The sequence below is a fragment of the Bradyrhizobium sp. YCK136 genome, assembly GCF_044570075.1.
Lineage (GTDB): Bacteria > Pseudomonadota > Alphaproteobacteria > Rhizobiales > Xanthobacteraceae > Bradyrhizobium > Bradyrhizobium diazoefficiens.
This window is the reverse complement of sequence record NZ_CP172424.1, coordinates 4,806,934-4,827,038: the sequence shown is the minus strand read 5'-3', so window position 1 is coordinate 4,827,038 and position 20,105 is coordinate 4,806,934. Positions and strand designations below refer to the sequence as shown.

Genomic DNA, 20,105 nt, shown 5'->3' with positions numbered 1-20,105 from the left:
TCAGGCCTCGAAATTGCCGGCGCGGAAATCCATCGCGAAGGCGGGCGATGCCTTCCACTTGATCGATTTCGGCTTGGCCGTGAAGGTCGCATTCTGATGCAGCACCGTGTAGGCGGGGTCCTCGCGCTCGGCGATCTCCAGCATGCGGCGGAACGCCTTCTTGCGCGCGGCGCGGTCGGTCGATGTCTCCAGGAACTCCGAGAGCGTGTTCAGCTCGGCGTTGGTCCATTCGCCGATCTGCTGCTGCTGGCCGTTGGGCCCGTGCTGGGCCACCAGCGACGAGACGGGATCGTTGAAGGCGGCCGAGTTCGACCAGTCGCGCACGGCGCGCGTCGGTGCCCTCTCCATGATCTGCGACCAGTTCTCCTTGGTCTCGATCTGCACGTTGAGGCCGACGGACTTCCACATCTCGACCAGCACCTGCGCGGTCGCGACCTGATTGGTGTAGTAGTTGTTGAGCAGGCGATGCGGGATCGGATCGCCCTTGTAATTGGCCTGCTTCAACAGGTCCTGCGCGAGCTTCGGATCATAGGCAGGCACGTTCCAGTCGGCGTTGAACATGTCGCCGTAGAATTCCCACTGCAGGCCCTTCGGCACCCGGGTGCGGCCGGCCCACAGGCTGTCGACGATAGCCTGGCGGTCGATCGCGTGGGTGAAGGCACGGCGCACCAGCGGATTGGCGAGCACGGCGTGGTTCTTGTCGAACACGGTCAGGCGGTGATTGAGGATGGTGCCGCCCTGCACTTCGAACGCCGCATTCTTCTCGATGCCGGCGATCTGGTCCGGCGGGATGTCGCAAGCGAACTGGTACTCGCCCGAGAGCAGCCCGTTGATGCGGCTCGCGACTTCAGGGACTTCGAGGAAGCGGATGCGCTTGAGCGGCGGACGGCCGCCCCAATATTCATCGTGTGCTTCCAGCGTCAGCGAGACGTCGGGCTGAGCTCGACGACCCGGTAGGGCCCGGTGGTAACAGGCTTGCGCGCCCAGTCGAGATAGCTTGCGGACTCGTCCCAGGCCCGGCGGTTCATGATGTCGGAGCCGTAGCGCGACAGTCGGCCTTCGATGGTGACGTCGGGCGTCGCGTTGTAGAAGCGCACGGTGTATTTGTCGACGGCGTCGACGCGCACGAGGTCCGGCCAGATCCGGCGCGCGACGGCGGGCACATCGGGCGGCAGTTCCTTGCCCGGACGCGGCGTCGGGATCTTCTCGAAGGCCTGGATGGTGGAGCGGCTCTTGGCCTCGGTCTCGCCGAACATGCGTTCGCGGCTGAAGGAGAAGACCACGTCCTCCGCCGTCAGCTCGTCGCCATTGTGGAACTTGACGCCCTGGCGCAGCTTCACCTCGACGGTCTGGTCGTCGATGCGGCGCCACTCGGTCGCAAGGCCCGGCACGGCCTCGAGGCTGCCGCGCCAGTTCTTGGAAATCAGGCCCTCCCAGATCGAGGAGAAGAACACGCGCTCGCCGACATTGGACTGCTCGCGCAGCACGTCCAGCACGTCGCCATTCCCTCGACTTCCGCGCCGCCGGGGAAATAATCGCCGGAAAAGCCGCAAGTGACCTCCCTGCCTCCGAAGACGAGAGACCGGCCGACCGCTTCGGTGTGCTGATTGACGATCATGTCGCCACGCCATTTCCCGTTCCGGAACGTGTAGCTGCCGGTGTAGTAGAAATAGCTGTCGCCGCCCATGATACGCCCGTCGCAGAGCACGACCACGCCCCTCGCCTGCCCGCGCTTGCCGTCACGCATTTCGATGTCGAAGATGTAGAGGCCGTTGACGACGCTGGCCTCTTCACCCGTTTCTGAGCCTTCCCCGGCCGACATCAGATCGTCTCCCCAGCAATGTCGATCCGCCGCGTCATTCAGTTCGGTACGTTCCGGTCGAGATCCTCGAGCCATGCCGCTGCGCTCGAATCCGACGGTGCACGCCAGTCGCCGCGCGGCGACAGCGAGCCGCCGGCCGAAACCTTCGGGCCGTTCGGCATGGCCGAGCGCTTGAACTGGCTGAAGGCGAAGAAGCGGCGCAGGAACACTTCGAGCCAGCGGCGGATCTCGGGAAGCTCGTAGGCCTTGCGCCGATCGTTCGGGAACGCTGGCGGCCATTCGCCCTTGGCGACATCCTTCCACGCCTGGAGCGCCATGAAAGCGATCTTGGACGGCCGCATGCCGAAGCGGAGCGTATAGAACAGGTTGAAATCCTGGAGCTCGTAGGGGCCGACAGAGGCTTCGGTGCTTTGCGGTTTCTCGCCGGGCTTGACCGGAACCAGCTCGGGCGAGATTTCGGCCGACAGGATCGAGGCAAGCGTTCGGTTGACGTCATCGCTGAACTGCTGCGAGGCGATCACCCAGCGGATCAGATGCTGGATCAGCGTCTTCGGCACGCCGGCATTGACATTGTAGTGCGCCATCTGGTCGCCGACGCCATAGGTGCACCAGCCCAGTGCAAGCTCCGAGAGATCGCCGGTTCCGATGACGATGCCGCCGTGATGGTTGGCCAGGCGGAACAGATAGTCCGTGCGCAGACCCGCCTGCACGTTCTCGAAGGTGACGTCGTAAACCTTCTCGCCCTTGCCGAAGGGATGGCCGATATCCTTCAGCATCTGGGTTGCCGTGGTGCGGATGTCGAGTTCCTGCCAATTCGTCTGCAACGCCTTCATCAGCGCCAGCGCATTGGTCTTGCTCTCGCTGCCGGTGGCAAATCCCGGCATCGTGTAGGCGAGGATGTTCTCGCGCGGAAGGCCGAGCAGGTCGACGGCCTTGGCGGCGACAATCAGCGCGTGGGTGGAATCGAGCCCGCCCGAGACGCCGATGACGACGCGCTTGGTGCCGGTCGCGCGCATGCGCTGCACGAGGCCGGCGACCTGGATATTGTAGGCCTCGTAGCAGTCCTGCTCGAGCAGACTCTCGTCGCTCGGCACGAACGGAAAGCGCTCGACCTTGCGCAGGAAGCCGATGTCGGAGGCCGGCGGCTTCAGCGCGAACGTCACCTTGCGGAAGAACGCCTCACGCTGCCGGCGGTTGTCGTCGAACGTCCCCATCAAGGCGCGTTCCTGCCTGAGCAGGTCGAGATCGACGTCGGCGAACGTGATCTGGCCGCCCTGGCGGAACCGCTCGCCCTCGGCCAGCAGCACGCCGTTCTCGTAGATCGAGGTCTGGCCATCCCAGGCCAGATCAGTGGTCGATTCCCCTGCCCCCGCGGCGGAATAGACGTAGGCCGCGAGGCAGCGCGCCGAGGTCGATTGGCACAGCAGTGCGCGCGAGCGCGCCCGGCCGATCGTGATCGGGCTGCCCGAGAGGTTTATCAGCACGCTGGCGCCTGCGAGCGCGAGCTCCGAGGCCGGGGTCACGGGGATCCACATGTCCTCGCAGATCTCGACGCCGATGGTGAGGCCCGGCACGTCCTCGGCCGCGAACAGCAGATCGACGCCGAACGGTGCATGCAGCCCGCCGAAGGCGATCGTCTCTCCGGCGATGCCGGCGCCGGAGGCGAAATGCCGCCCCTCGTAGAACTCACGGTAGGTCGGCAGGTAACTCTTCGGCACCACGCCGAGGACGTTGCCGCGATGAATGACGACGGCGCAATTGTAGATGCGATGACCAAAGCGCAGCGGCGCGCCGACGATCAGGACGGTCATCAATGCATCGGAGGCCTCGACGATGGCCGCGAGACCGCGCTCGACGGCGTCGAGCAGCGGATCCTGCTTGACCAGGTCTTCGATCGCATAGCCGGACAGGCACAGCTCGGGAAACACGGCAACCGCCGCCGACTGTTCGTGGCAGGCATTGGCGGCCGCCAGGATGGCCTTGGCATTGGCCGAGGGATCGGCGACGTGGGAGGTGGTCACGCAGGCCGCCACGCGCGCAAATCCGTGGGCGTAGATCGAGTGGAAAGTCATCGAGCGCAGTACCTTTAATCTCTTTCCGGCCGGCCGCAGCCGTCAGCTCCAGCCTATGTAGCTCATCGATCCGGCTCCGTGCAGGCCATTCGCCATCATGCATAACGGATTTGCGCCTCGCTCTGGCCGGCGAGCTCAGGCGCTGCGGGCCAGGACGCCGGTCAGATCGTCGCGCAGCCACTGGGCGATCCGGGGCCAGGCATGCGCGTGGGTCCGCGCACCCATGAACAGGCCGAGGTGATTGCTCGGCTCGGAGGCCGCCGCAATGAAGGCTGGCGGCGTGCCGACAAGGCCGGCGGTGGCGAGCGCCTGCGTCACCGGCACCACTTCGTCGTCGAGCCCGGCCAGCAGGAAGATCGGCGCCTTGACGTCCTTCAGATCAATCGCGCGGCCGAGCGCCACGAAGTTGCCGCCGGCAATCTGGTTCTCCCGGAAAATCCGGTTGACGATCTCGAGATAGTAAGTGCCCGGCAGATCGAGCGTCTCCACGTTCCACTGGTCGAAACGCGCGAGCAGTGCCCCGCCTTCCTCGTCGGATAGGCCCACTTGCAAGGCGGCTGCGATATCCTCGCGGCTTGGCGTCCTGGACCAGAAGCGCAGCATCTCCTCGCCACTGACATTGCCTCCGCCACGCGCGACGAGTTGGTCGTAGACCATCTCCGGCGCGTTGCGGGCGAGCCTGGATAGCGAGGAATCGATCGACAGGTCGACCGGAGCGCCGACCAGGACCAACCGCCGCACCTTGGCCGGAAAGCGCGCCGCATAGAGCAGCGACAGCCAGCCACCCTGGCACAGGCCGACGAGATCGACCGGGACGCCGATCTCGTCGATGGCGACGTTGAGATCGGCAAGATAGCTGTCGATCGAGAGATAGCGCATGTCAGGGGTGGCTGAGCGCCAGTCGGTGAGATAGACCCGGTCGATGCCGCCGTCTTGCAGCGACTGCACCACGCTGTGGCCGGGTGCGAAGTCGGCGATCAGGGCCCGATGCAGCGCATAGGGTGCACAGACCAGCGCCGGCTGGCCGGATCGCGTCCGCGTGCAATCGCGCAGGCGCATGGTCGCAAGCTCCAGCGCGACTGTGTTGGGCGTCGTCCACGGCAGGCTGCTGTCGGCAGGCTCGTCCGGCCCGCGCTCCATCCATCCGAACCAGGCGTCCATGGCGAGCCGCGCCGCCGCAAACGGCCACAGCAGCGGATCACCAGGGACATGGTCCGGCCCGCCCGGCTGTTTGCCTGTCTTCTCCGCCATGGCTATCTCGCGATTCTCACAGGAATGCCTCGAAGCTGATCACGGAAATGCCGAGCTCGACAAAACTCCGATGGGCTGCAGCCACAGAGCCGTCGAGGTCGATGCCGCGGCAGGCATCCTCGATCACTACGACCTCGCACCCGGCCTTGCGGGCGTCCTCTGCCGAAAAGCGGACGCAGAAGTCGAGCGCGAGCCCCGCGACGAAGACGGTCTTCAACTCGCGCTCGCGCAAATACCCGAGCAGGCCCGTCGGCGTCCTGTGGTCGTTCTCGAACAGCGCAGAATAGGAATCGATGCCGCGCCGAAAACCCTTGCGCACCACCAGGCTCGCCCGGGTGACGTCCAGCTCCCCATGGAATTCGGCGCCCGCCGTGCCCTGCACGCAATGCGTCGGCCAGAGCACCTGGCTGCCGTAGTCCAGCTCGATGGTCTGGAACGGCTGCTTGCCCGCATGATTCACCGCGAAGGAGACGTGGTCGCTCGGATGCCAGTCCTGGGTCAGCACCACATTGGCGAATTTTTGGGCGATACGGTTGATGGCTGGCACGACTTTCTCGCCGCCGGGCACGGCCAGTGCCCCGCCGGTGCAGAAGTCGTTCTGCACGTCGATCACCAGCAGCACGTCGCGGTCGGAAATCTTCATCGCAAGGCCCCATTCCATTTGCCGGCTCCGCCGGCGCCGAACGCTCCCTCCAATGTCGATCTTCCGGTGCGGCTTCGCAACCGCCGATCGCGTGTGGCCATATCGCGCTGGCGGCCGAGGATCGTCTCCAGGATGCAACGGTTTGGCCTCGTCCGTGTTGACTAGGCACAATCAAGCGAGGATTCTCAAACCGTCCGCAAACTGCGGATCGGATCAGGAGCGGAGGCAAAGGTTCCCGAAGGCCGGCAAGGCCGCGGCGACCAAAGGGTCATGAGTATCGGCAAGACAGGAAAAATTCTTCTCGCCGATATCGGCGGCACCAATGCGCGCTTTGCGCTGAGCCAAAGCGAACCGGGCAACAGCGACCAGACCGGATCGATCGACTATGTGAAGGTCGCCGACTTCCCGACCGTCCAGGAAGCCATTGTCGACGTGCTGGCGCGCCGGGCCGGCGGCGAACCGCCCCAACGAGCCGTGCTGGCCGTCGCAGGCCCCGTCACCAACAACCGCTGCGTCATGACCAACAGCCCCTGGGTCATCGACGGCAACGAGCTCCAGCCAACGCTCGGCTTCGACAGCGTCCATGTGCTCAACGATTTCGAGGTGGTCGCCTGGTCCCTGCCCGCCTTGCGGCCCGCCGATCTGATCCCGCTCGGCGGACAAGATGGCCTCCCCGGAGAACCGTTGCTGGTGGTCGGGCCCGGAACCGGCTTTGGCGTCTCCTGTCTGGTTGAGCGCCATGGGGCGCGGCTGGCCGTCGTCACCGAGGCTGGCCACGCGACGTTGCCGGCAGAGAACGAGCGCGAGGAACGCGTGATCGCGTCCTTGCGCCGACGTTTCGGCCATGTCTCCATCGAGCGCGGCGCGCTGTCGGGCTCCGGCTTGCAAAGCCTCTACGAGGCACTCGCGGAGATCGACGGCGTCCAGGTGCCGCACCGCGACGCGGCCGCCATCACCAAGGCCGCCCTGGATGGCAGCTGCCCGGTCAGCCGCGCGACGCTGGAGATGTTCTGCGCCACCCTGGGCTCGGTCACGGGCAACCTCGCGGTGACCTTCGGTGCCCGCGGCGGCGTCTATATCGCCGGCGGGATCGTGCCGCGCTTCCCGGAGTTCCTCGCGGCCTCCGCGTTCCGCGCGCGCTTCGAAGCCAAGGGGCGCTTCCAGGACTATTTGCGCAACATCCCGACCCGGCTGGTCACGAAGCCTGATGCGAGCTTCCTCGGCCTCAAGATGTTCGCCGACCACCTGATTGAAGTGCGGCCGGCCGAGACCGTCCGGTCCGTTAACTAATTCACAGCTGATTGCATCCAAAGCGGGGTTCCACGCAGGATCGTGCTTGCCCGATTGTTTCCCATGGGAAACAATCCCCCCGAGTGTGTGGCGTAGTTGCGGGGGCGTGACATGCGTAAACCGGATCTGGGCTTCGACTATCACCGTTATCACCGCCTGCTGACCGAGGCGGATGATGACGACAAACGGCTGGCGCTGATCGAGCTCCTGATCGAGGAAAAGGCGCGAGACCGGCTGGCCGCCCAGCGCGCCTCGGATCGGGCCGCCATGACCGCCCATACCATCGCCACGGTGCTGAGGAACGGTCGCGGCTGAGACTTGCAGTCCCGCGCCGGGAGGCGCGAATCCGCGAGCCGATTGCGATTCCGTTAACGATCCCTCGCAATCTCGCGTCAAACTTTTTGCTCTAAGAGTTCCCTCACCTGATGCAATTCAGGGGTCAACACAGGGGGGAATGAACATGAGCATGATTTCGCTCGCCGCGATGCCGGCCGCCGTCGAAACGCGTTTCGCCGATTCTTCGTTCAAGACCATCTTGCTGTTCTGCTGCACGGGCCTCGTCGCCTCGTTCGGCCTGATGGCGCACGGCATCGACCTCACCGCCGGCCTGATCTGAGAACCCGACGAATTCCTTCGTTGCATGGCCGCCCCCGACGGGCGGCCATTTTCGTTGGCGATCCCAACGCGGCGCCGTCGCTCAGCGCGGTGCCCTCACCGTCGCTCAGTGCGGCGCCTTCGCCGTGGTTTCCGGAAACATCGAATCGATCATCGCCTTGAGCTGGTCGATCGAAATCGGCTTGCGCAGGATGGGCCTGCGGCGGAGCAGCGACGGCAGGAGTTCCGGCCCGTAGCCGGTGGCGAACAGAAACGGCTTGCCGCGGCGCTCGATCAGGTCGGCGACGGGATCGACGTAGAGCCCCATGAGGTTGATGTCGAGGATGGCGAGATCGTATTGCGCGGTCATCGCAAAGGCGCTCGCGTCCCGGACATTGTCCGCTTCCGCGACGACGTGGTGGCCGAGCTCCAACACCATGTCGGCCATCATCATCCGGATCAACGCCTCGTCTTCGACCAGGAAAACGGAGAGTCCGTCCGCCATATCAACCCCGCAGTCAGCTTGCGAAGCTAATCATACCCGAATTGCAGAAAGGATTCACGAATTCGTGGCGGGCGCCGTTAATTCGTACGCCGGCGATCCGATTCAACTTGATCAATCCAGCCCGCGCTCGTGGCTGAGGCGTACCATCTCCTGGATGAAGACCTGTTTCTGCTTGTCGTCGAGGCTCGAATAGAGCGGCTCGGCGGCGTCGGCGACATTTCGCTGGTCGGCGGCCCGATCGATCAGGAACTGCGCCTCGTTGCGCATCTGCTCGATGATGTCGTCGGGCGGATCCCGCTTGGCGCGCGCAACCCGCAAGTTGAGCCGCTCCGCACCATTATGCCCAAGGTAGTGCATGGCGCTGGAGAACCCGTACCAGTGCTTCTCCTGATCTGGGGTGAGATTCAGTTCGGTCTTGATCCGCTCGATGTAGGAATCGCTGTTGGCGACGATCTGTTCAGCCGACTGTTGCGGCGCGCCGCTCTGGGTGAGGACCGTGACATCCTTGTTGTCCTTGGTGTCCTGCGACGCGTTCTTGGCTTCCTTGCTCGCCTTGGCCCCCTTGCCCGCCTTGGCCCTCTTGGCATCCTTGTCCTTGCCGGCGCCTTGCTGCTGCTTGGCATCCTTGGCCGCGTCCTTGTTAGCGTCCTTGGCGGCCGGCGCCTGGTTGCCATTGTTGCCGACGCCGAGCACGCCGGTGAAAACGCCAACCACCCCGCCGATCGCACCGCCGAGCACGCCACCGACCGGACCGGCCGCCTTGTTCCCGGCTGCCGCCCCCTCCTGAACGCCTTTGACCAATCCTTGAGCGTTCGCGACTGCGGCTGCGCCGAGCAGCAGCGCGAGCACGGACCCCAGCGCGAGCCATCGTCGCAGGTAAAGCCGCGCTGGCGGTGCCGGGTTGATCATTCTCGTCTCCATCGTCGAACTGATTGGCGTGTCCGGGTGGGAGCCACCCGCTGGTTGCAACACTATCGTTTCCGCCGCTTCCAGGTCCAGACGCAGCCAATTGCTGTCCACGCCCGAAAAGTCTTTCACGCGAAGCGGTTATGCAGGCTTATTCGAAACTGCGGCGTAATTGCGCACGGATCGTTCCAGGCCGGTTCGCGCACCGTGTGCGTCGCAAAAGGAGCAGCCACGGCGCAGGTCCGGCGCACCGCACCGCGGGCGCCGCCGCGCCGTCGGGCACAACGTTAGTTCTAGACGATCGCCATTCGGCCTTTCTCGACAGACGCGATCAATCATGATCTGATCGCGCTACCAATTTGCCGCGCCTCGCGTGATTGCAATCGGAGCTGACGGCACCAACAAGAAACGTTCAACGAGAATTCCAACAAGAAACGCCAACAAGAAAATCAAGAGCAAAACTCGGAAGAGTTAAGAGGAAACGCCAGAACAATAAAACATCCAAGCGAGGAAACGAGATGTCACGCAAGACACTGACGCGACGTCAATTTGTGGCTGCCACTGCAATGTCCTCCGCGGCGCTGATCACGGCGCCCTATGTCAGAGGCGCTTATGCCGCCGGCAAGCTCTCGATCGGCTTCTGGGACCATTGGGTGCCCGGCGCCAACGACGCCTCCACGGCTCTCGTCAATGAATGGGCCGCGAAGGAGAAGGTCGAGGTCTCGATCGACTACATCACCAGCAACAACAAGAAGATCGAGCTGACTGCGGCGGCCGAAGCCCAGGCCAAGTCCGGTCACGACATACTTCAGATGCCGAGCTGGTGGCCGCACGCCTATTCGGAGAATCTCGAGCCGCTCAACGACGTCATGGAGCCGCTCATCAAGCAGAATGGCGAGGTGAACGGCACCGTCAAATATCTGGGCCAGTCGGGCGGCAAATGGCTCGCGATCCCAGCGACACCGGGCAGCCAGATCAAGGGCCCTTGCTCGCGCATCGACCTGATGAAGAAGCATGCGGGCATCGACGTGCAGGAGATGTACCCGGCAGGCAGTCCGCCGAAGGCCGACAACTGGACGATGGAGACGTTCTTGAAGGCTGCGGAAGCTTGCCAGAAGGCCGGCTTCCCGTTCGGCATCGGTCTCGGCGAGACCACCGACAGCGTCGATACAGCCGGCGCGATCTTCCAGTCCTTTGGCGCCGAACTCGTCAATGCCAAGGGCGATGTCACGGTCAAGACCGACGCGGTGCGGCAGGCGCTCGAATTCTACAAGAAGCTGATCGCCGTGCTGCCGACGGACGCGCCCTCCTGGGATGATGCGTCCAACAACAAATGGCTGATCTCGGGCCGCGGGGCGATGATCCTGAACCCGCCGAGCGCCTGGGCGGTCGCCAAGCGCGACGCACCGCAAGTCGCCGAGCAGTGCTGGACGCACGGCTTCCCGGCGGGTCCGAAAGGACGCTTTGCCCCGTACCTGCCCTATTTCTGGGGCGTCTGGAGCTTCGGCAAGAACAAGGAGGCGGCCAAGAGTCTGCTTACCCATCTGTCCTCACCCGCGGCGATCGAAAAGTTCGTCGTGGCGAGCGGCGGCTATGACCTGCCGGCCTATGCCAACATGACGACGTTCAAGACCTGGGCCGAGGTCGGACCGCCGAAGGGCACGCTCTATCACTACCCGAACCCGTACAACCACCAGACGCTGTCAATCGCCGCATCGCCGGCGCCGCCGAAGATCGCGCAGCAGATCTACTTCCAGGCGACGCTGACCAAGATGGCGCTGCGCTTTGCGCAAGGAGAGAAGTTGGAAACGGCGCTCGCCTGGGCCGAGGGCGAGTGCGAGGGCTTCATGCGGACCTGAGCCGGGTATGTGCCATGGCGGTTCATGCCTTCGGGTGTGAGCCGCCGGGGCGCGCTCTCGCTACCTCCGCAAGCCAATGAAGCCGACCGGTCGCCGGCTTCACCGTTGAACCTTTCGCAGGAAAGCCTGACCAGAAAGTTTGACCCATGGCCGATGTCGTCGTTGAGCAAGGTCGCCTCGCTCGTGCCGGAAGCCCGCGCAAAAAGAACGCGAGCCTGCGCAATGTAATGGGTCGGAAATCGACCGTGGCGTTCTTCCTGACGCTGCCGCTGATCCTTCTGATCGCACTGTTCGTGCTCTACCCCGCCTTCTATTCGCTCTACCTGGCGACGCTGAACAAGGCGATGACGAAATTCGTGGGCCTCAGCAATTTCACCTTCCTGTTCAAACGCGAGACGTTCTGGATGGTGGTGAAGCAGTCCTGCATATTTGCGATTACCGCCGTGATCTTCAAGGCGCTGATCGGCTTCATCGTCGCGCATTTTGTCCACAACATTCCGGGCAAGAAGCAGCGCAAATGGCGCGGCATGCTGCTGGTGCCCTGGGTCATCCCGCCGGCAATGAGCACGCTGGCCTGGCTCTGGCTGTTCGATCCCTCCTACAGCGCCTTCAACTACACACTGTCCTCCTTCGGCGTCGGTCCGATCCCCTGGCTCGGTGACGCCTTCTGGGCGCGCTTCTCCGTCATCCTCGTCAACGTCTGGTACGGCGCGCCGTTCTTCCTGATCATGTACCTCGCCGCGCTGAAATCGGTCCCCGACCAGCTCTACGAGGCCGCTGCCATCGACGGCGCGAACTGGTGGCAGCGCATCTGGTTCATCACGCTGCCGATGATGCGCAACATCATCGCGATCACGACGCTGTTCTCGCTGATCGTCACCTTCGCCAATTTCGACATCGTGCGCATCCTCACCTCCGGCGGCCCGCTCGATCAGACGCATCTGTTCGCCACCTGGGCGTTCCAGGTCGGCATCCAGAGCAGCGACATTCCGCTCGGCGCCTGCGTCTCGCTGTTCATGGTGCCCATCCTCGCCGTCGCAGCGGTCTTCATCCTGCGCGATGTCTCCAAACGCGGGAACGAAGCCTGATGAGCACGCTGGCAATCGACAAGGCTGGACCAAGCCGCAAGGTCAAACTCGGAAGCATGAGCCGGGACCGCACCTGGGCGCTACGCTGGTCCTACTTCTTCCTGGTGCTGTTTGCGATCTTCTTCCTGACGCCGCCGGTCTACATGCTGATCACCTCCCTCAAGAGCAGCGCGGAGATCTCGGCGGCAACCAATCCCTGGTGGGTCTTTCACCCGACATTGGCGAACTATGTCGAGCTCTTGACCTCGAACCAGTTCCTGCGCTTCTTCTGGAACTCGTCGATCATCTCGATCGTGGTCGTGATCGTCACGATGCTGATCAGCATTCCGGCGGCGTTTGCATTGGCGCGCATGAAATTCTGGGGCTCGGCGACACTCGCGACCGGTGTGTTCCTCACCTATCTCATCCCGGACAGCCTTCTGTTCATTCCGCTGTTCAAGATGCTCGCAGTGGTCCAGGATTTCACCGGTATCACCTTGCTCAACCGATGGTACGTGCTGGTGTTCATCTATCCGACGCTGACCGTGCCGTTCTGCACCTGGATCATGATCGGCTATTTCGCCTCGATCCCGAAGGAGCTCGATGAGGCCGCCCTCATCGACGGCGCCTCCTGGCTGCAGACCCTGACGCGGATCTTCATTCCGGTGGCGCTGCCCGGGCTGATCGCCGCCACGATCTTCGCCTTCACGGTGTCCTGGGCGCAGTTTCTCTATCCCCTGGTGTTCACGACGTCGATCGATCAGCTCGTGCTGCCGGTCGGCATCACCACCACGCTGATCAAGGGCGACGTCTTCAACTGGGGGCAGATCATGACCGGCGCGCTGCTCGGTGCAGCGCCGCCGCTGGTCATCTACGCCTTCCTGATGGACTACTACATTGCCGGCCTGACCGCCGGCGCGACAAAGGGTTGATGTCTCATGGCTGACGTTGCATTGCGTAAGGTCGTCAAGCGTTACGATGATGTCGAAGCCGTGCGCGGCATCGACCTCGATATCGCCGACCATGAGTTCATCGTGCTGGTGGGCCCCTCGGGCTGCGGCAAGTCGACGACGCTGCGCATGATCGCAGGTCTCGAGGACATCAGCGACGGCGACATCATGATCGGCGGCGACGTCGTCAACGACGTGCCGCCGAAGGACCGCGACATCGCGATGGTGTTCCAGAACTATGCGCTCTACCCGCACATGACGGTCGCCGAGAACATGTCGTTCGGACTGCGCCTGAAGCACTATCCCAAGGCCGAGATCAAGGCGCGGGTGACGGAAGCCGCACGGCTCCTCGACATCACCGACCTGATCGACCGCAAGCCGAAGCAGCTCTCCGGCGGCCAGCGCCAGCGCGTCGCGATGGGGCGCGCCATCGTGCGCAATCCAAAGGTCTTCCTGTTCGACGAGCCGCTGTCCAATCTCGACGCCAAGCTGCGCGTGCAGATGCGGATCGAGATCAAGAAGGTGCACCAGAAGGTCCGCACCACCACGGTCTATGTCACCCACGACCAGGTCGAGGCGATGACGCTGGCCGATCGCGTGGTGGTGATGAACAAGGGGCGCATCGAGCAGATCGGCACGCCGAACGAGCTCTACCACAAGCCGGCGACACGCTTCGTCGCGGGCTTCATCGGCTCGCCGGCGATGAACTTCATCCCGTGCCGGCTGGAGGACGTGGGCGGCACGCTCCAGATCCGCCTCACCGATCGCATCGCCTTTGCGCTGCCGCCGGCCCGCGCCGCGCGCTACAACGCGCTGCCGCGCACCGACAAGCTGCTGCTCGGCCTCCGGCCCGAGCACCTCACCGAGGCGCATGCGCATCTGGGGCCGGGCGTCGAGAGCTTCGACACCGTGCTCGACGTCACCGAGCCGATGGGGATGGAGACCCTGGTCTATTTCGGCCTCGAGGGCACGCCGGTCTGCGGCCGTGTCGATCCCAATGCCGGCGCCAAGGACGGGGCACCCATGCGTTTGGCGATGGACCTCAACAATATGCACCTGCTAAACGAAGACACCGGCGTCGTGTTGTGACGCAGGTCCAAGAAATGCGAGCAGGCAGGGAGCGATGGCGACCAACAAGAAGAAGATTTTCGTTACACAAACTTTGTCGCAAGGGGCCCGCGCCCTCCTCACTCAGCGAGACGATATCGAGCTCGTCGAATTTGCGAACCTGATCACAGCGAAGGATTTTGAGGCCCTGTTGAAGAGCCATGCCCCGGTCCATGGCGTGGCGCTCGGCGCCACAGCGTTCGGCGAGACTGAGCTTGAGGCCTCGAAGGACATGAAGGTGGTGACACGGATCGGCGTCGGCTACGACGCGGTTGACGTGCCCGCCCTCTCCCGCCGCAAGGTGCCGCTGATGGTCGCCGGCAGCGCGAATTCGCCCTCGGTCGCCGAGCAGGCGCTGTTCATGATGCTGACACTGGCAAAACGCGCGCAGGAGATGCATTCCTGCGTCAAGGACGGCAAATGGGCCGACCGTCTCGGCATGCTGCCGTTCGATCTCTACGGCAAGACCGTCCTGGTGATCGGCTTCGGCCGCATCGGCACCCGCACCGCCAAGCGCTGCCTGGCGATGGAAATGAAGGTACAGGTCTACGATCCCTACAAGCCCGCCGCCGAGATCAAGGCCGCCGGCTACGAGCCCGTCGCCGATCTCGACGCTGCGTTGCCCCATGCCGACTTCGTCACCATTCATTGTCCGAAGACGCCGGAAACGGTCGGCCTGTTTGACGCGGCCCGGATCGGCCGGATGAAGCCGAAATCCTATCTCATCAATACCGCACGCGGCGGCATCGTGAAGGAAGCGGCGCTGTACGACGCGCTCACGTCCGGAAAGCTCGCCGGCGCCGGCATCGACGTGTTCGAGGTGGAGCCGCCGCCGGTCAGCAACGCGCTGTTCGCGCTGCCCAACGTCATCATGGCCCCGCATGTCGCAGGCGTCACGGTCGAGGCGGTGAGCCGCATGAGCGAACAGACCGCGCGCAACATCCTGAGCGTGCTGGACGGCGATCCTATCCGGCAGAACATCATCAATCAGGACGTGCTGGGCTGACCAACCCCAAGGCGGGCGGCCCATCCGCCCGCCTTCGGAACGCCAGAATGCGTCCCATTTTGGTGCAGATCGAGCCCCAACTCAGCCTTAATCAAACCCGCGTAATATGCCGAGCCGCGGCGGCAGTGGGACAGACTTGCCGGCCACGTCGAGCTGGAGGATGGACCCTTGGCAGAAATCGACCCGACCGACCACGCGCTGGCGACCATCGCCAGCATCCTGGAGCACCCCGAGCCCGTCCTCGTCGTCCGCGACGCCGAAACGGAAACGGCGGCTGCCGATGAGCATTCGGTGGTCGAGGAGCAGCCGCTGGTGCCGGAGCACACCGATGCCGACGGCTACAGCAAGGTCGGTCCCGGGCCGATGGTTGCGATCCGCCTCAAATGGACGGTCCATCGCGGCGATGACGACCAGTACTACGTCCACGAGACCATCGGCGAGCAGTCCGCGCCGGTCATCAGCGGCCCCATGACAAGCGACGCCGCCGTGCATTTCGTCGACACGCACGAGGACGAGGCGCACAGGCGTTTCGAGCTGCTGCGCAGCGAGATCGCCGGCCGCAGCTCGCTCGCCGAGTTCGAACGCAAGGGCGAAGCCTAAAGCGCGATCTAGCGCTCGCGGGGCCCGAGAAAATCCCGCTTCACGAGCTCGACGCCTGCGTGCCGCAACAGGTCGTAGGCCGTCGTGACGTGAAAGAAGAACTGCGGGACGCTGAACGTCAGCAGCAGCGTCCGCCCGGTGAAGGGCAGCTCGGTTCCGTTCTTCAGCCTGAAGAAGACATTCAGCTCCGCCGCCGCGTCGATCTCGGCCCGCGGCAGGCCCTCGATGAACTCGATTGACGTTGCGATACGCGCCTGAAGCCCGGCCATGTCGTGCTCCAGCGCCGGCAGCGTCACCGGCTCGCGCTGCGCCAGCAAGGCCGGAGCGACCGTTGCATGGCGGCAGGCCTCACCGACCTGCTGCGCCAGGTCGTACATGTTGGGTGCGAGGCGCATGCCGAGCAGGACCGCCGGGTTGAATTTGCGGGTCTCGGCGTAGGCCACGCCCTTGTCGAGCAGCGCGGACAGGTTGCGCAAGTACGGCACAAAGAGGCCGACCGAGGCCTCGTACATCGAGATCGTCACCTCGGGATTCCTTTCAATTCTGCCTCGCCAGCGACGGGCATCTGGTCTAAATCCACGTCTGAAGAGCTGCACAATGACAGCTTGGGCTTGGGTGGAGAAGAGATGACCGTTCGATTCCTGTCGGCTTTGGCCGTGGCGCTGCTGATGAACCTTTCGGCCCACGCACAGCAGGCGGCGCCGTCGCGCCTCGACGAGATCATGAAGCGCGGCACATTACGTGTCGGGATGACCGGCGACTACAAGCCCTTCACCTATCTGGACAAGGCCACGCAGCAGTTCAGCGGCTTCGACGTCGACATGGCGGAGGCGCTCGGCAAGGCGCTCGGCGTCAAGGTCGAGTTCGTGCCGACGGCCTGGCCGAAGCTGATGAAGGATTTCGAGGCCGACCAGTTCGACATCGCCATGGGCGGCGTCTCGGTGACGCTCGACCGGCAGAGGAAAGGCTTCTTCTCGATGCCGATCATGCGCGAAGGCAAGACGCCGATCGCGCGCTGCGCCGATGTCGGCAAGTACCAGACGCTCCCTGATATCGACAAGAAGGGCACCCGCGTCATCGTCAATCCCGGCGGCACCAACGAGCGTTTCGCCCGCGCCAACATCAAGGACGCCGACATCACCGTCTTCGCCGACAACACCGTGATCTTCGACGAGATCGCCAAGGGCAATGCCGATTTGATGATGACGGACGCTTCCGAGACGCGCTACCAGCAGAAGCAGCATGCCGGCGTGCTGTGCGCGGTGCATCCGGAAAAACCGTTCGACTTCTCCGAGAAGGCCTATTGGCTCCAGCGCGACATGGCCCTGAAGGCCTTCGTCGACCAGTGGCTGCACATTTCCATGGAGGACGGCAGCTACAGGAAGATCTACGCCGCCTGGTTCGACTAGGGCGTCTTCGAGCGAAATGGGTATCGGTTCGCGCGTTCCGATTCCATCGGAACGGGGCTCTGGACCGCGTTCTCCTGTCGCTCGCTTCGGCCAAATTGTGGACGGGTTCCAGGCATATTGAACCCGAACCTGCCGGAGCACGACTCATACGGATGAAAGTGATCTAGATCACTTTTTGCGATCGCGCCGGGGCGTATGCGTCGGTCCGGGGACCATCTGTTCAGGAGATGCGAAATGAGGAAGCTGTTGGCCACGGCCGCATTCCTTTTGGCGAGCACCGCTGCGCAAGCGCAGTACACCTTCGAATATGGCGGGCGCACCATCCGCATCGATCCCGACCGGGGCACGGTGTCGATCCCCGGCGTCTATGACAACACCGGCCAAGGCAAGGCCAAGAAGGCCAAGAAGAACGAGACAAGTCCGGGCCAGCAGGCGCCGCAAGAGGCCAAGGCCGATCCGCAAGCCCCGGCTGCTCCGGCGCCTCCACCGGCCGCTGCTACAGCGCCGCCCGCAGCCGTGCAGGCTCCCGCGCCGCCCGTCGTGGCCGCACCGCCTCCCGCGCCACCTGCTCCGCCGCCGGCGACTGCCAATGCTGCACCGGCTGATACGGCCGTCGTGCCTCCGCCCGCACCGCCTCCGGCCCCTGCTCCCGTCGAGCAGCAAGCAGCTCCCGTGGCGCCGCCCCCGCCGGCCGCTGCGGCTGTTGCGCCACCCGCGCCGGCGCCTGCCCCCGCCCCCGTTCAGTCGGCCGCTGTCGCGCCACCGGCTCCCGCTGCTGCACCGACGCGCGACCTCAATTCGCCGCTCGGTATCTGGCTCACCGAGGAGAAGGAAGGCAAGGTCCGCATCGAGCAATGCGGCAACAACCTCTGTGGCTATTCGGTCGACAGCAAGTCGAACCAGAACGGCGAGCAGGTCCTGATCAACATGAAGCCCGGCAAGGACCAGAAATGGTCCGGCCGCATCCTCGATCCCAACACCGGCTCGACCTACGATTCGACGATCGCCATGAAGGGTACGGATCGCCTGCGCGTGCAGGGCTGCGCCTTCGGCGGCATGTTCTGCGGCGGCCAGACCTGGACACGGGTGAACTAAGCTCGGCTTCGACACTTTGACGGAGACAAGGGGCCCGTGATCCGGGCCCCTTTGCTTTTGCCCGCGGTGTCATCGCGAGGTGCGCCACCTCACAGAGCCTGCTGCGCGCGTGACAGCCCTCACATCGCCGGTTGCGCAACCCATGCCACGATCGCCGCATGGTCAACCCCAGGGGCGTGTCATGAACGGTTTTCGCAAAGGTCTCTTCGCCACGATTGTCGCCATCGCCTTCCCGCTCACGCAGGCAGGCGCAACGACAAGCACTTTCGACGGGACATGGAACGTCCGCATCTCGTCATCGAGCGAGACCTGCGGCAACGGCGCGACCGTCGCGATCGGCATCAACAACGGTCAGATCGCCTCGAGCAGCGCCGCGGTGTCCGCATCCGGCCGCGTCGCCGATGCCGGCAGCATCAACGTCACCTTGAGCACCGGCATCAAGCGTGCAGTCGGCTTCGGCCGGCTGAGCGGCACGTCCGGCTCCGGCACATGGCGCGGGGCCCTTTGCACCGGCACGTGGACGGCGGAGCGGATTTAGGCTCCGGATCGCCGACGCATCGCCATGGGGCGATGCGTCTTGTCCGGGGCGCGAGCGCTAACCCAGCGCTGCGCCATACTCCGCGTCGGTGACCGGCTCCAGCCAGGTCGAGTAGACGCCGTCGAGCGCTTCCTGCATGGCGATGTGGCACATGCCGTTGGTCGGCGATGCTCCGTGCCAGTGCAGCTCGCCCGGCGGAATCCAGACGGTGTCGCCGGGGCGGATCTCGCGGACCGGTCCGCCCTTGGTCTGAACGCGCCCGACGCCGGAGATGACGTAGAGCGTCTGCCCGAGCGGATGGTGATGCCAGTTGGTGCGCGCGCCGGGCTCGAATGCGACGCGCGAGCAGTTCAGCCGTGCTGGCGCGGGCGCCATGATCACGGGATCCTGCCACACGGTGCCGGTGAAGTTTTCCTTGGGCGCGCGGCGGGTCGGCCGCGTGCCTGCGACAGTGATATCCATGGTGTCCTCGCTTCTGTTACTTCTTGCTGGCGGCGTAACGCGCCTTGGTCTCGGCGTTCATGGGATAGAGCCCCGGCAACACCGCGCCGTTGTTCACCTCGTTGACGATCCAGGCTTCCATCCGCTCCTGCTCGACGCCCTCGTTGAGCACGTGATCGAGCATCGCCTGCGGGATCAGCACGCAGCCGTCCTGGTCGGCGACGACGATGTCGTTCGGGAACACGGCGACGCCGCCGCAGCCGATCGGCTCGCCCCAGCCAACGAAGGTCAGGCCCGCCACCGACGGCGGCGCGGCATAGCCGTCGCACCAGACCGGAAGATTGGTGCCGAGCACGCCCTCGACGTCACGCACGACGCCGTCGGTGACGAGCGCGGTGACGCCGCGCTTCATCATGCGCGCGCAGAGGATGTCGCCGAAGATGCCGGCATCGGTGATGCCCATGGCATCGACCACGGCGATGCTGCCCTCCGGCATCGCCTCGATCGCGGTGCGGGTCGAGATCGGCGACGACCAGGATTCCGGCGTCGCCAGATCCTCGCGCGCCGGCACGAAGCGCAGCGTGAAGGCAGGTCCCACCAGCCGCGGCAGGCCCGGGCGCAGCGGGCGCGCACCGCGCATCCACACGTTACGCAGGCCCTTCTTCAGCAGGACCGTGGTGATGGTGGCAGTGGTGATGCCGGCGAGGGTCTTGCGGGCTTCGGGGGACAGCGACATGGAAACAGACGAGCTCCGGATGGGCGGGAAAGAACGCGCGCATCTTGCGAGCCGGGCGCTTTCCGTCAAGGGCCAAGAACGCAGGGCCGCAGGGCGGTTATGCGACGCGATAACAAGGCTTTATCGCTTCCCCTTGCATTAATTTATTGGACTTGCGGGCGCATTTACGCGAAGCAGGGACCAGCGGAACTCAAGGCTGAGCCCGCGTTTCCTG

Annotated in this window: 21 protein-coding genes and 1 pseudogene; 12 read left to right on the top strand and 10 right to left on the bottom strand. The window is 64.5% G+C overall.

The window, feature by feature from the left end:
- The 5 genes and pseudogenes from ACFLEY_RS23665 to pncA form a co-directional block, all read right to left on the bottom strand.
- Positions 1–1,505 (bottom strand): annotated as a pseudogene (locus ACFLEY_RS23665) (ABC transporter substrate-binding protein); the annotation flags it as partial.
- Positions 1,424–1,822 (bottom strand): GrlR family regulatory protein, encoded by a 399-nt coding sequence (locus ACFLEY_RS23660; RefSeq protein ID WP_249163033.1) that lies wholly within the window; start codon positions 1,820–1,822, stop codon positions 1,424–1,426. The pseudogene ACFLEY_RS23665 and the gene ACFLEY_RS23660, both read right to left, overlap by 82 nt.
- Before the next feature lie 38 nt (positions 1,823–1,860).
- Entirely contained in the window at positions 1,861–3,894 is a 2,034-nt protein-coding gene (locus ACFLEY_RS23655; protein ID WP_211433389.1) for an NAD(+) synthase, read from the bottom strand.
- 135 nt (positions 3,895–4,029) lie between these two features.
- Positions 4,030–5,145 (bottom strand): alpha/beta fold hydrolase, encoded by a 1,116-nt coding sequence (locus tag ACFLEY_RS23650; RefSeq protein ID WP_060912221.1) that lies wholly within the window; start codon positions 5,143–5,145, stop codon positions 4,030–4,032.
- Between the two features lie 16 nt (positions 5,146–5,161).
- Positions 5,162–5,806: a bifunctional nicotinamidase/pyrazinamidase gene (gene pncA / locus ACFLEY_RS23645; RefSeq protein WP_161534917.1), complete on the bottom strand. Its 645-nt coding sequence runs from the start codon at positions 5,804–5,806 to the stop codon at positions 5,162–5,164.
- Between the two features lie 252 nt (positions 5,807–6,058).
- Here pncA and glk point away from each other — a divergent pair, with 252 nt between their 5' ends.
- The 3 genes from glk (at position 6,059) to ACFLEY_RS23630 (ending at position 7,694) form a co-directional block, all read left to right on the top strand.
- Positions 6,059–7,078 carry a glucokinase gene (glk, locus tag ACFLEY_RS23640; protein ID WP_060912220.1) on the top strand — a complete coding sequence of 340 codons (1,020 nt, stop codon included), beginning with the start codon at positions 6,059–6,061 and terminating at the stop codon, positions 7,076–7,078.
- A gap of 111 nt (positions 7,079–7,189) precedes the next feature.
- Positions 7,190–7,393, top strand: coding sequence for a hypothetical protein (locus ACFLEY_RS23635; protein ID WP_028174003.1), 204 nt, complete (start codon positions 7,190–7,192; stop codon positions 7,391–7,393).
- 145 nt (positions 7,394–7,538) lie between these two features.
- Positions 7,539–7,694: a hypothetical protein gene (locus ACFLEY_RS23630; protein ID WP_165448160.1), complete on the top strand. Its 156-nt coding sequence runs from the start codon at positions 7,539–7,541 to the stop codon at positions 7,692–7,694.
- Positions 7,695–7,799: 105 nt separating this feature from the next.
- On the opposite strand, the gene ACFLEY_RS23625 is transcribed toward ACFLEY_RS23630, so the two are convergent.
- A complete protein-coding gene (locus ACFLEY_RS23625; protein WP_060912219.1) occupies positions 7,800–8,177 on the bottom strand; it encodes a response regulator in 378 nt (125 codons plus the stop codon).
- Positions 8,178–8,288: 111 nt separating this feature from the next.
- Complete coding sequence (locus ACFLEY_RS23620) at positions 8,289–9,086, bottom strand: Spy/CpxP family protein refolding chaperone (RefSeq protein ID WP_060912218.1); 798 nt, start codon at positions 9,084–9,086, stop codon at positions 8,289–8,291.
- A 515-nt stretch (positions 9,087–9,601) separates the two neighbouring features.
- Between ACFLEY_RS23620 and ACFLEY_RS23615 the strand changes: the two genes are divergently transcribed.
- The 6 genes from ACFLEY_RS23615 to ACFLEY_RS23590 all read left to right on the top strand — a co-directional run bounded on the left by ACFLEY_RS23615 (position 9,602) and on the right by ACFLEY_RS23590 (position 15,672).
- A complete protein-coding gene (locus ACFLEY_RS23615; protein ID WP_011087324.1) occupies positions 9,602–10,942 on the top strand; it encodes an ABC transporter substrate-binding protein in 1,341 nt (446 codons plus the stop codon).
- Positions 10,943–11,088: 146 nt separating this feature from the next.
- A complete protein-coding gene (locus tag ACFLEY_RS23610) occupies positions 11,089–12,030 on the top strand; it encodes a carbohydrate ABC transporter permease (RefSeq protein WP_060912217.1) in 942 nt (313 codons plus the stop codon).
- Positions 12,030–12,941, top strand: a complete 912-nt coding sequence (locus ACFLEY_RS23605; RefSeq protein WP_060912216.1) for a carbohydrate ABC transporter permease — start codon at positions 12,030–12,032, stop codon at positions 12,939–12,941. The genes ACFLEY_RS23610 and ACFLEY_RS23605 overlap by 1 nt, the downstream gene beginning before the upstream one ends.
- A gap of 6 nt (positions 12,942–12,947) precedes the next feature.
- On the top strand, positions 12,948–14,048 hold the full coding sequence (locus ACFLEY_RS23600) for an ABC transporter ATP-binding protein (protein WP_011087328.1): 1,101 nt from the start codon (positions 12,948–12,950) through the stop codon (positions 14,046–14,048).
- Between the two features lie 34 nt (positions 14,049–14,082).
- On the top strand, positions 14,083–15,072 hold the full coding sequence (locus ACFLEY_RS23595; protein ID WP_396604949.1) for a hydroxyacid dehydrogenase: 990 nt from the start codon (positions 14,083–14,085) through the stop codon (positions 15,070–15,072).
- 168 nt (positions 15,073–15,240) lie between these two features.
- On the top strand, positions 15,241–15,672 hold the full coding sequence (locus ACFLEY_RS23590) for a hypothetical protein (protein WP_060912213.1): 432 nt from the start codon (positions 15,241–15,243) through the stop codon (positions 15,670–15,672).
- Positions 15,673–15,680: 8 nt separating this feature from the next.
- Here ACFLEY_RS23590 and ACFLEY_RS23585 read toward each other — a convergent pair whose 3' ends face one another.
- Positions 15,681–16,184, bottom strand: coding sequence for a DUF1993 family protein (locus ACFLEY_RS23585; RefSeq protein ID WP_038967429.1), 504 nt, complete (start codon positions 16,182–16,184; stop codon positions 15,681–15,683).
- 114 nt (positions 16,185–16,298) lie between these two features.
- Between ACFLEY_RS23585 and ACFLEY_RS23580 the strand changes: the two genes are divergently transcribed.
- The 3 genes from ACFLEY_RS23580 (at position 16,299) to ACFLEY_RS23570 (ending at position 18,714) form a co-directional block, all read left to right on the top strand.
- Positions 16,299–17,081: a transporter substrate-binding domain-containing protein gene (locus ACFLEY_RS23580; protein ID WP_028173996.1), complete on the top strand. Its 783-nt coding sequence runs from the start codon at positions 16,299–16,301 to the stop codon at positions 17,079–17,081.
- A 234-nt stretch (positions 17,082–17,315) separates the two neighbouring features.
- Positions 17,316–18,176: a DUF2147 domain-containing protein gene (locus tag ACFLEY_RS23575; RefSeq protein ID WP_038967427.1), complete on the top strand. Its 861-nt coding sequence runs from the start codon at positions 17,316–17,318 to the stop codon at positions 18,174–18,176.
- 181 nt (positions 18,177–18,357) lie between these two features.
- Positions 18,358–18,714, top strand: a complete 357-nt coding sequence (locus ACFLEY_RS23570) for a hypothetical protein (RefSeq protein WP_028173994.1) — start codon at positions 18,358–18,360, stop codon at positions 18,712–18,714.
- 57 nt (positions 18,715–18,771) lie between these two features.
- Here ACFLEY_RS23570 and ACFLEY_RS23565 read toward each other — a convergent pair whose 3' ends face one another.
- Both ACFLEY_RS23565 and ACFLEY_RS23560 read right to left on the bottom strand, forming a co-directional pair.
- Positions 18,772–19,176: a cupin domain-containing protein gene (locus ACFLEY_RS23565; RefSeq protein WP_038967426.1), complete on the bottom strand. Its 405-nt coding sequence runs from the start codon at positions 19,174–19,176 to the stop codon at positions 18,772–18,774.
- 16 nt (positions 19,177–19,192) lie between these two features.
- The gene (locus ACFLEY_RS23560; RefSeq protein WP_060912212.1) at positions 19,193–19,891 is read right to left on the bottom strand and encodes a ribonuclease activity regulator RraA; all 699 of its coding nucleotides are present in this window, start codon (positions 19,889–19,891) and stop codon (positions 19,193–19,195) included.
- Positions 19,892–20,105 lie beyond the last annotated feature (214 nt).

Excerpts from the sequence above, each read along its gene's own strand:
- ACFLEY_RS23660 (WP_249163033.1), bottom strand. The coding sequence starts at position 1,822 with ATGTCGGCCGGGGAAGGCTCAGAAACGGGTGAAGAGGCCAGCGTCGTC.
- ACFLEY_RS23655 (WP_211433389.1), bottom strand. The coding sequence starts at position 3,894 with ATGACTTTCCACTCGATCTACGCCCACGGATTTGCGCGCGTGGCGGCC.
- ACFLEY_RS23650 (WP_060912221.1), bottom strand. The coding sequence starts at position 5,145 with ATGGCGGAGAAGACAGGCAAACAGCCGGGCGGGCCGGACCATGTCCCT.
- pncA (WP_161534917.1), bottom strand. The coding sequence starts at position 5,806 with ATGGAATGGGGCCTTGCGATGAAGATTTCCGACCGCGACGTGCTGCTG.
- glk (WP_060912220.1), top strand. The coding sequence starts at position 6,059 with ATGAGTATCGGCAAGACAGGAAAAATTCTTCTCGCCGATATCGGCGGC.
- ACFLEY_RS23635 (WP_028174003.1), top strand. The coding sequence starts at position 7,190 with ATGCGTAAACCGGATCTGGGCTTCGACTATCACCGTTATCACCGCCTG.
- ACFLEY_RS23630 (WP_165448160.1), top strand. The coding sequence starts at position 7,539 with ATGAGCATGATTTCGCTCGCCGCGATGCCGGCCGCCGTCGAAACGCGT.
- ACFLEY_RS23625 (WP_060912219.1), bottom strand. The coding sequence starts at position 8,177 with ATGGCGGACGGACTCTCCGTTTTCCTGGTCGAAGACGAGGCGTTGATC.
- ACFLEY_RS23620 (WP_060912218.1), bottom strand. The coding sequence starts at position 9,086 with ATGATCAACCCGGCACCGCCAGCGCGGCTTTACCTGCGACGATGGCTC.
- ACFLEY_RS23615 (WP_011087324.1), top strand. The coding sequence starts at position 9,602 with ATGTCACGCAAGACACTGACGCGACGTCAATTTGTGGCTGCCACTGCA.
- ACFLEY_RS23610 (WP_060912217.1), top strand. The coding sequence starts at position 11,089 with ATGGCCGATGTCGTCGTTGAGCAAGGTCGCCTCGCTCGTGCCGGAAGC.
- ACFLEY_RS23605 (WP_060912216.1), top strand. The coding sequence starts at position 12,030 with ATGAGCACGCTGGCAATCGACAAGGCTGGACCAAGCCGCAAGGTCAAA.
- ACFLEY_RS23600 (WP_011087328.1), top strand. The coding sequence starts at position 12,948 with ATGGCTGACGTTGCATTGCGTAAGGTCGTCAAGCGTTACGATGATGTC.
- ACFLEY_RS23595 (WP_396604949.1), top strand. The coding sequence starts at position 14,083 with ATGGCGACCAACAAGAAGAAGATTTTCGTTACACAAACTTTGTCGCAA.
- ACFLEY_RS23585 (WP_038967429.1), bottom strand. The coding sequence starts at position 16,184 with ATGTACGAGGCCTCGGTCGGCCTCTTTGTGCCGTACTTGCGCAACCTG.
- ACFLEY_RS23580 (WP_028173996.1), top strand. The coding sequence starts at position 16,299 with ATGACCGTTCGATTCCTGTCGGCTTTGGCCGTGGCGCTGCTGATGAAC.
- ACFLEY_RS23575 (WP_038967427.1), top strand. The coding sequence starts at position 17,316 with ATGAGGAAGCTGTTGGCCACGGCCGCATTCCTTTTGGCGAGCACCGCT.
- ACFLEY_RS23570 (WP_028173994.1), top strand. The coding sequence starts at position 18,358 with ATGAACGGTTTTCGCAAAGGTCTCTTCGCCACGATTGTCGCCATCGCC.
- ACFLEY_RS23565 (WP_038967426.1), bottom strand. The coding sequence starts at position 19,176 with ATGGATATCACTGTCGCAGGCACGCGGCCGACCCGCCGCGCGCCCAAG.
- ACFLEY_RS23560 (WP_060912212.1), bottom strand. The coding sequence starts at position 19,891 with ATGTCGCTGTCCCCCGAAGCCCGCAAGACCCTCGCCGGCATCACCACT.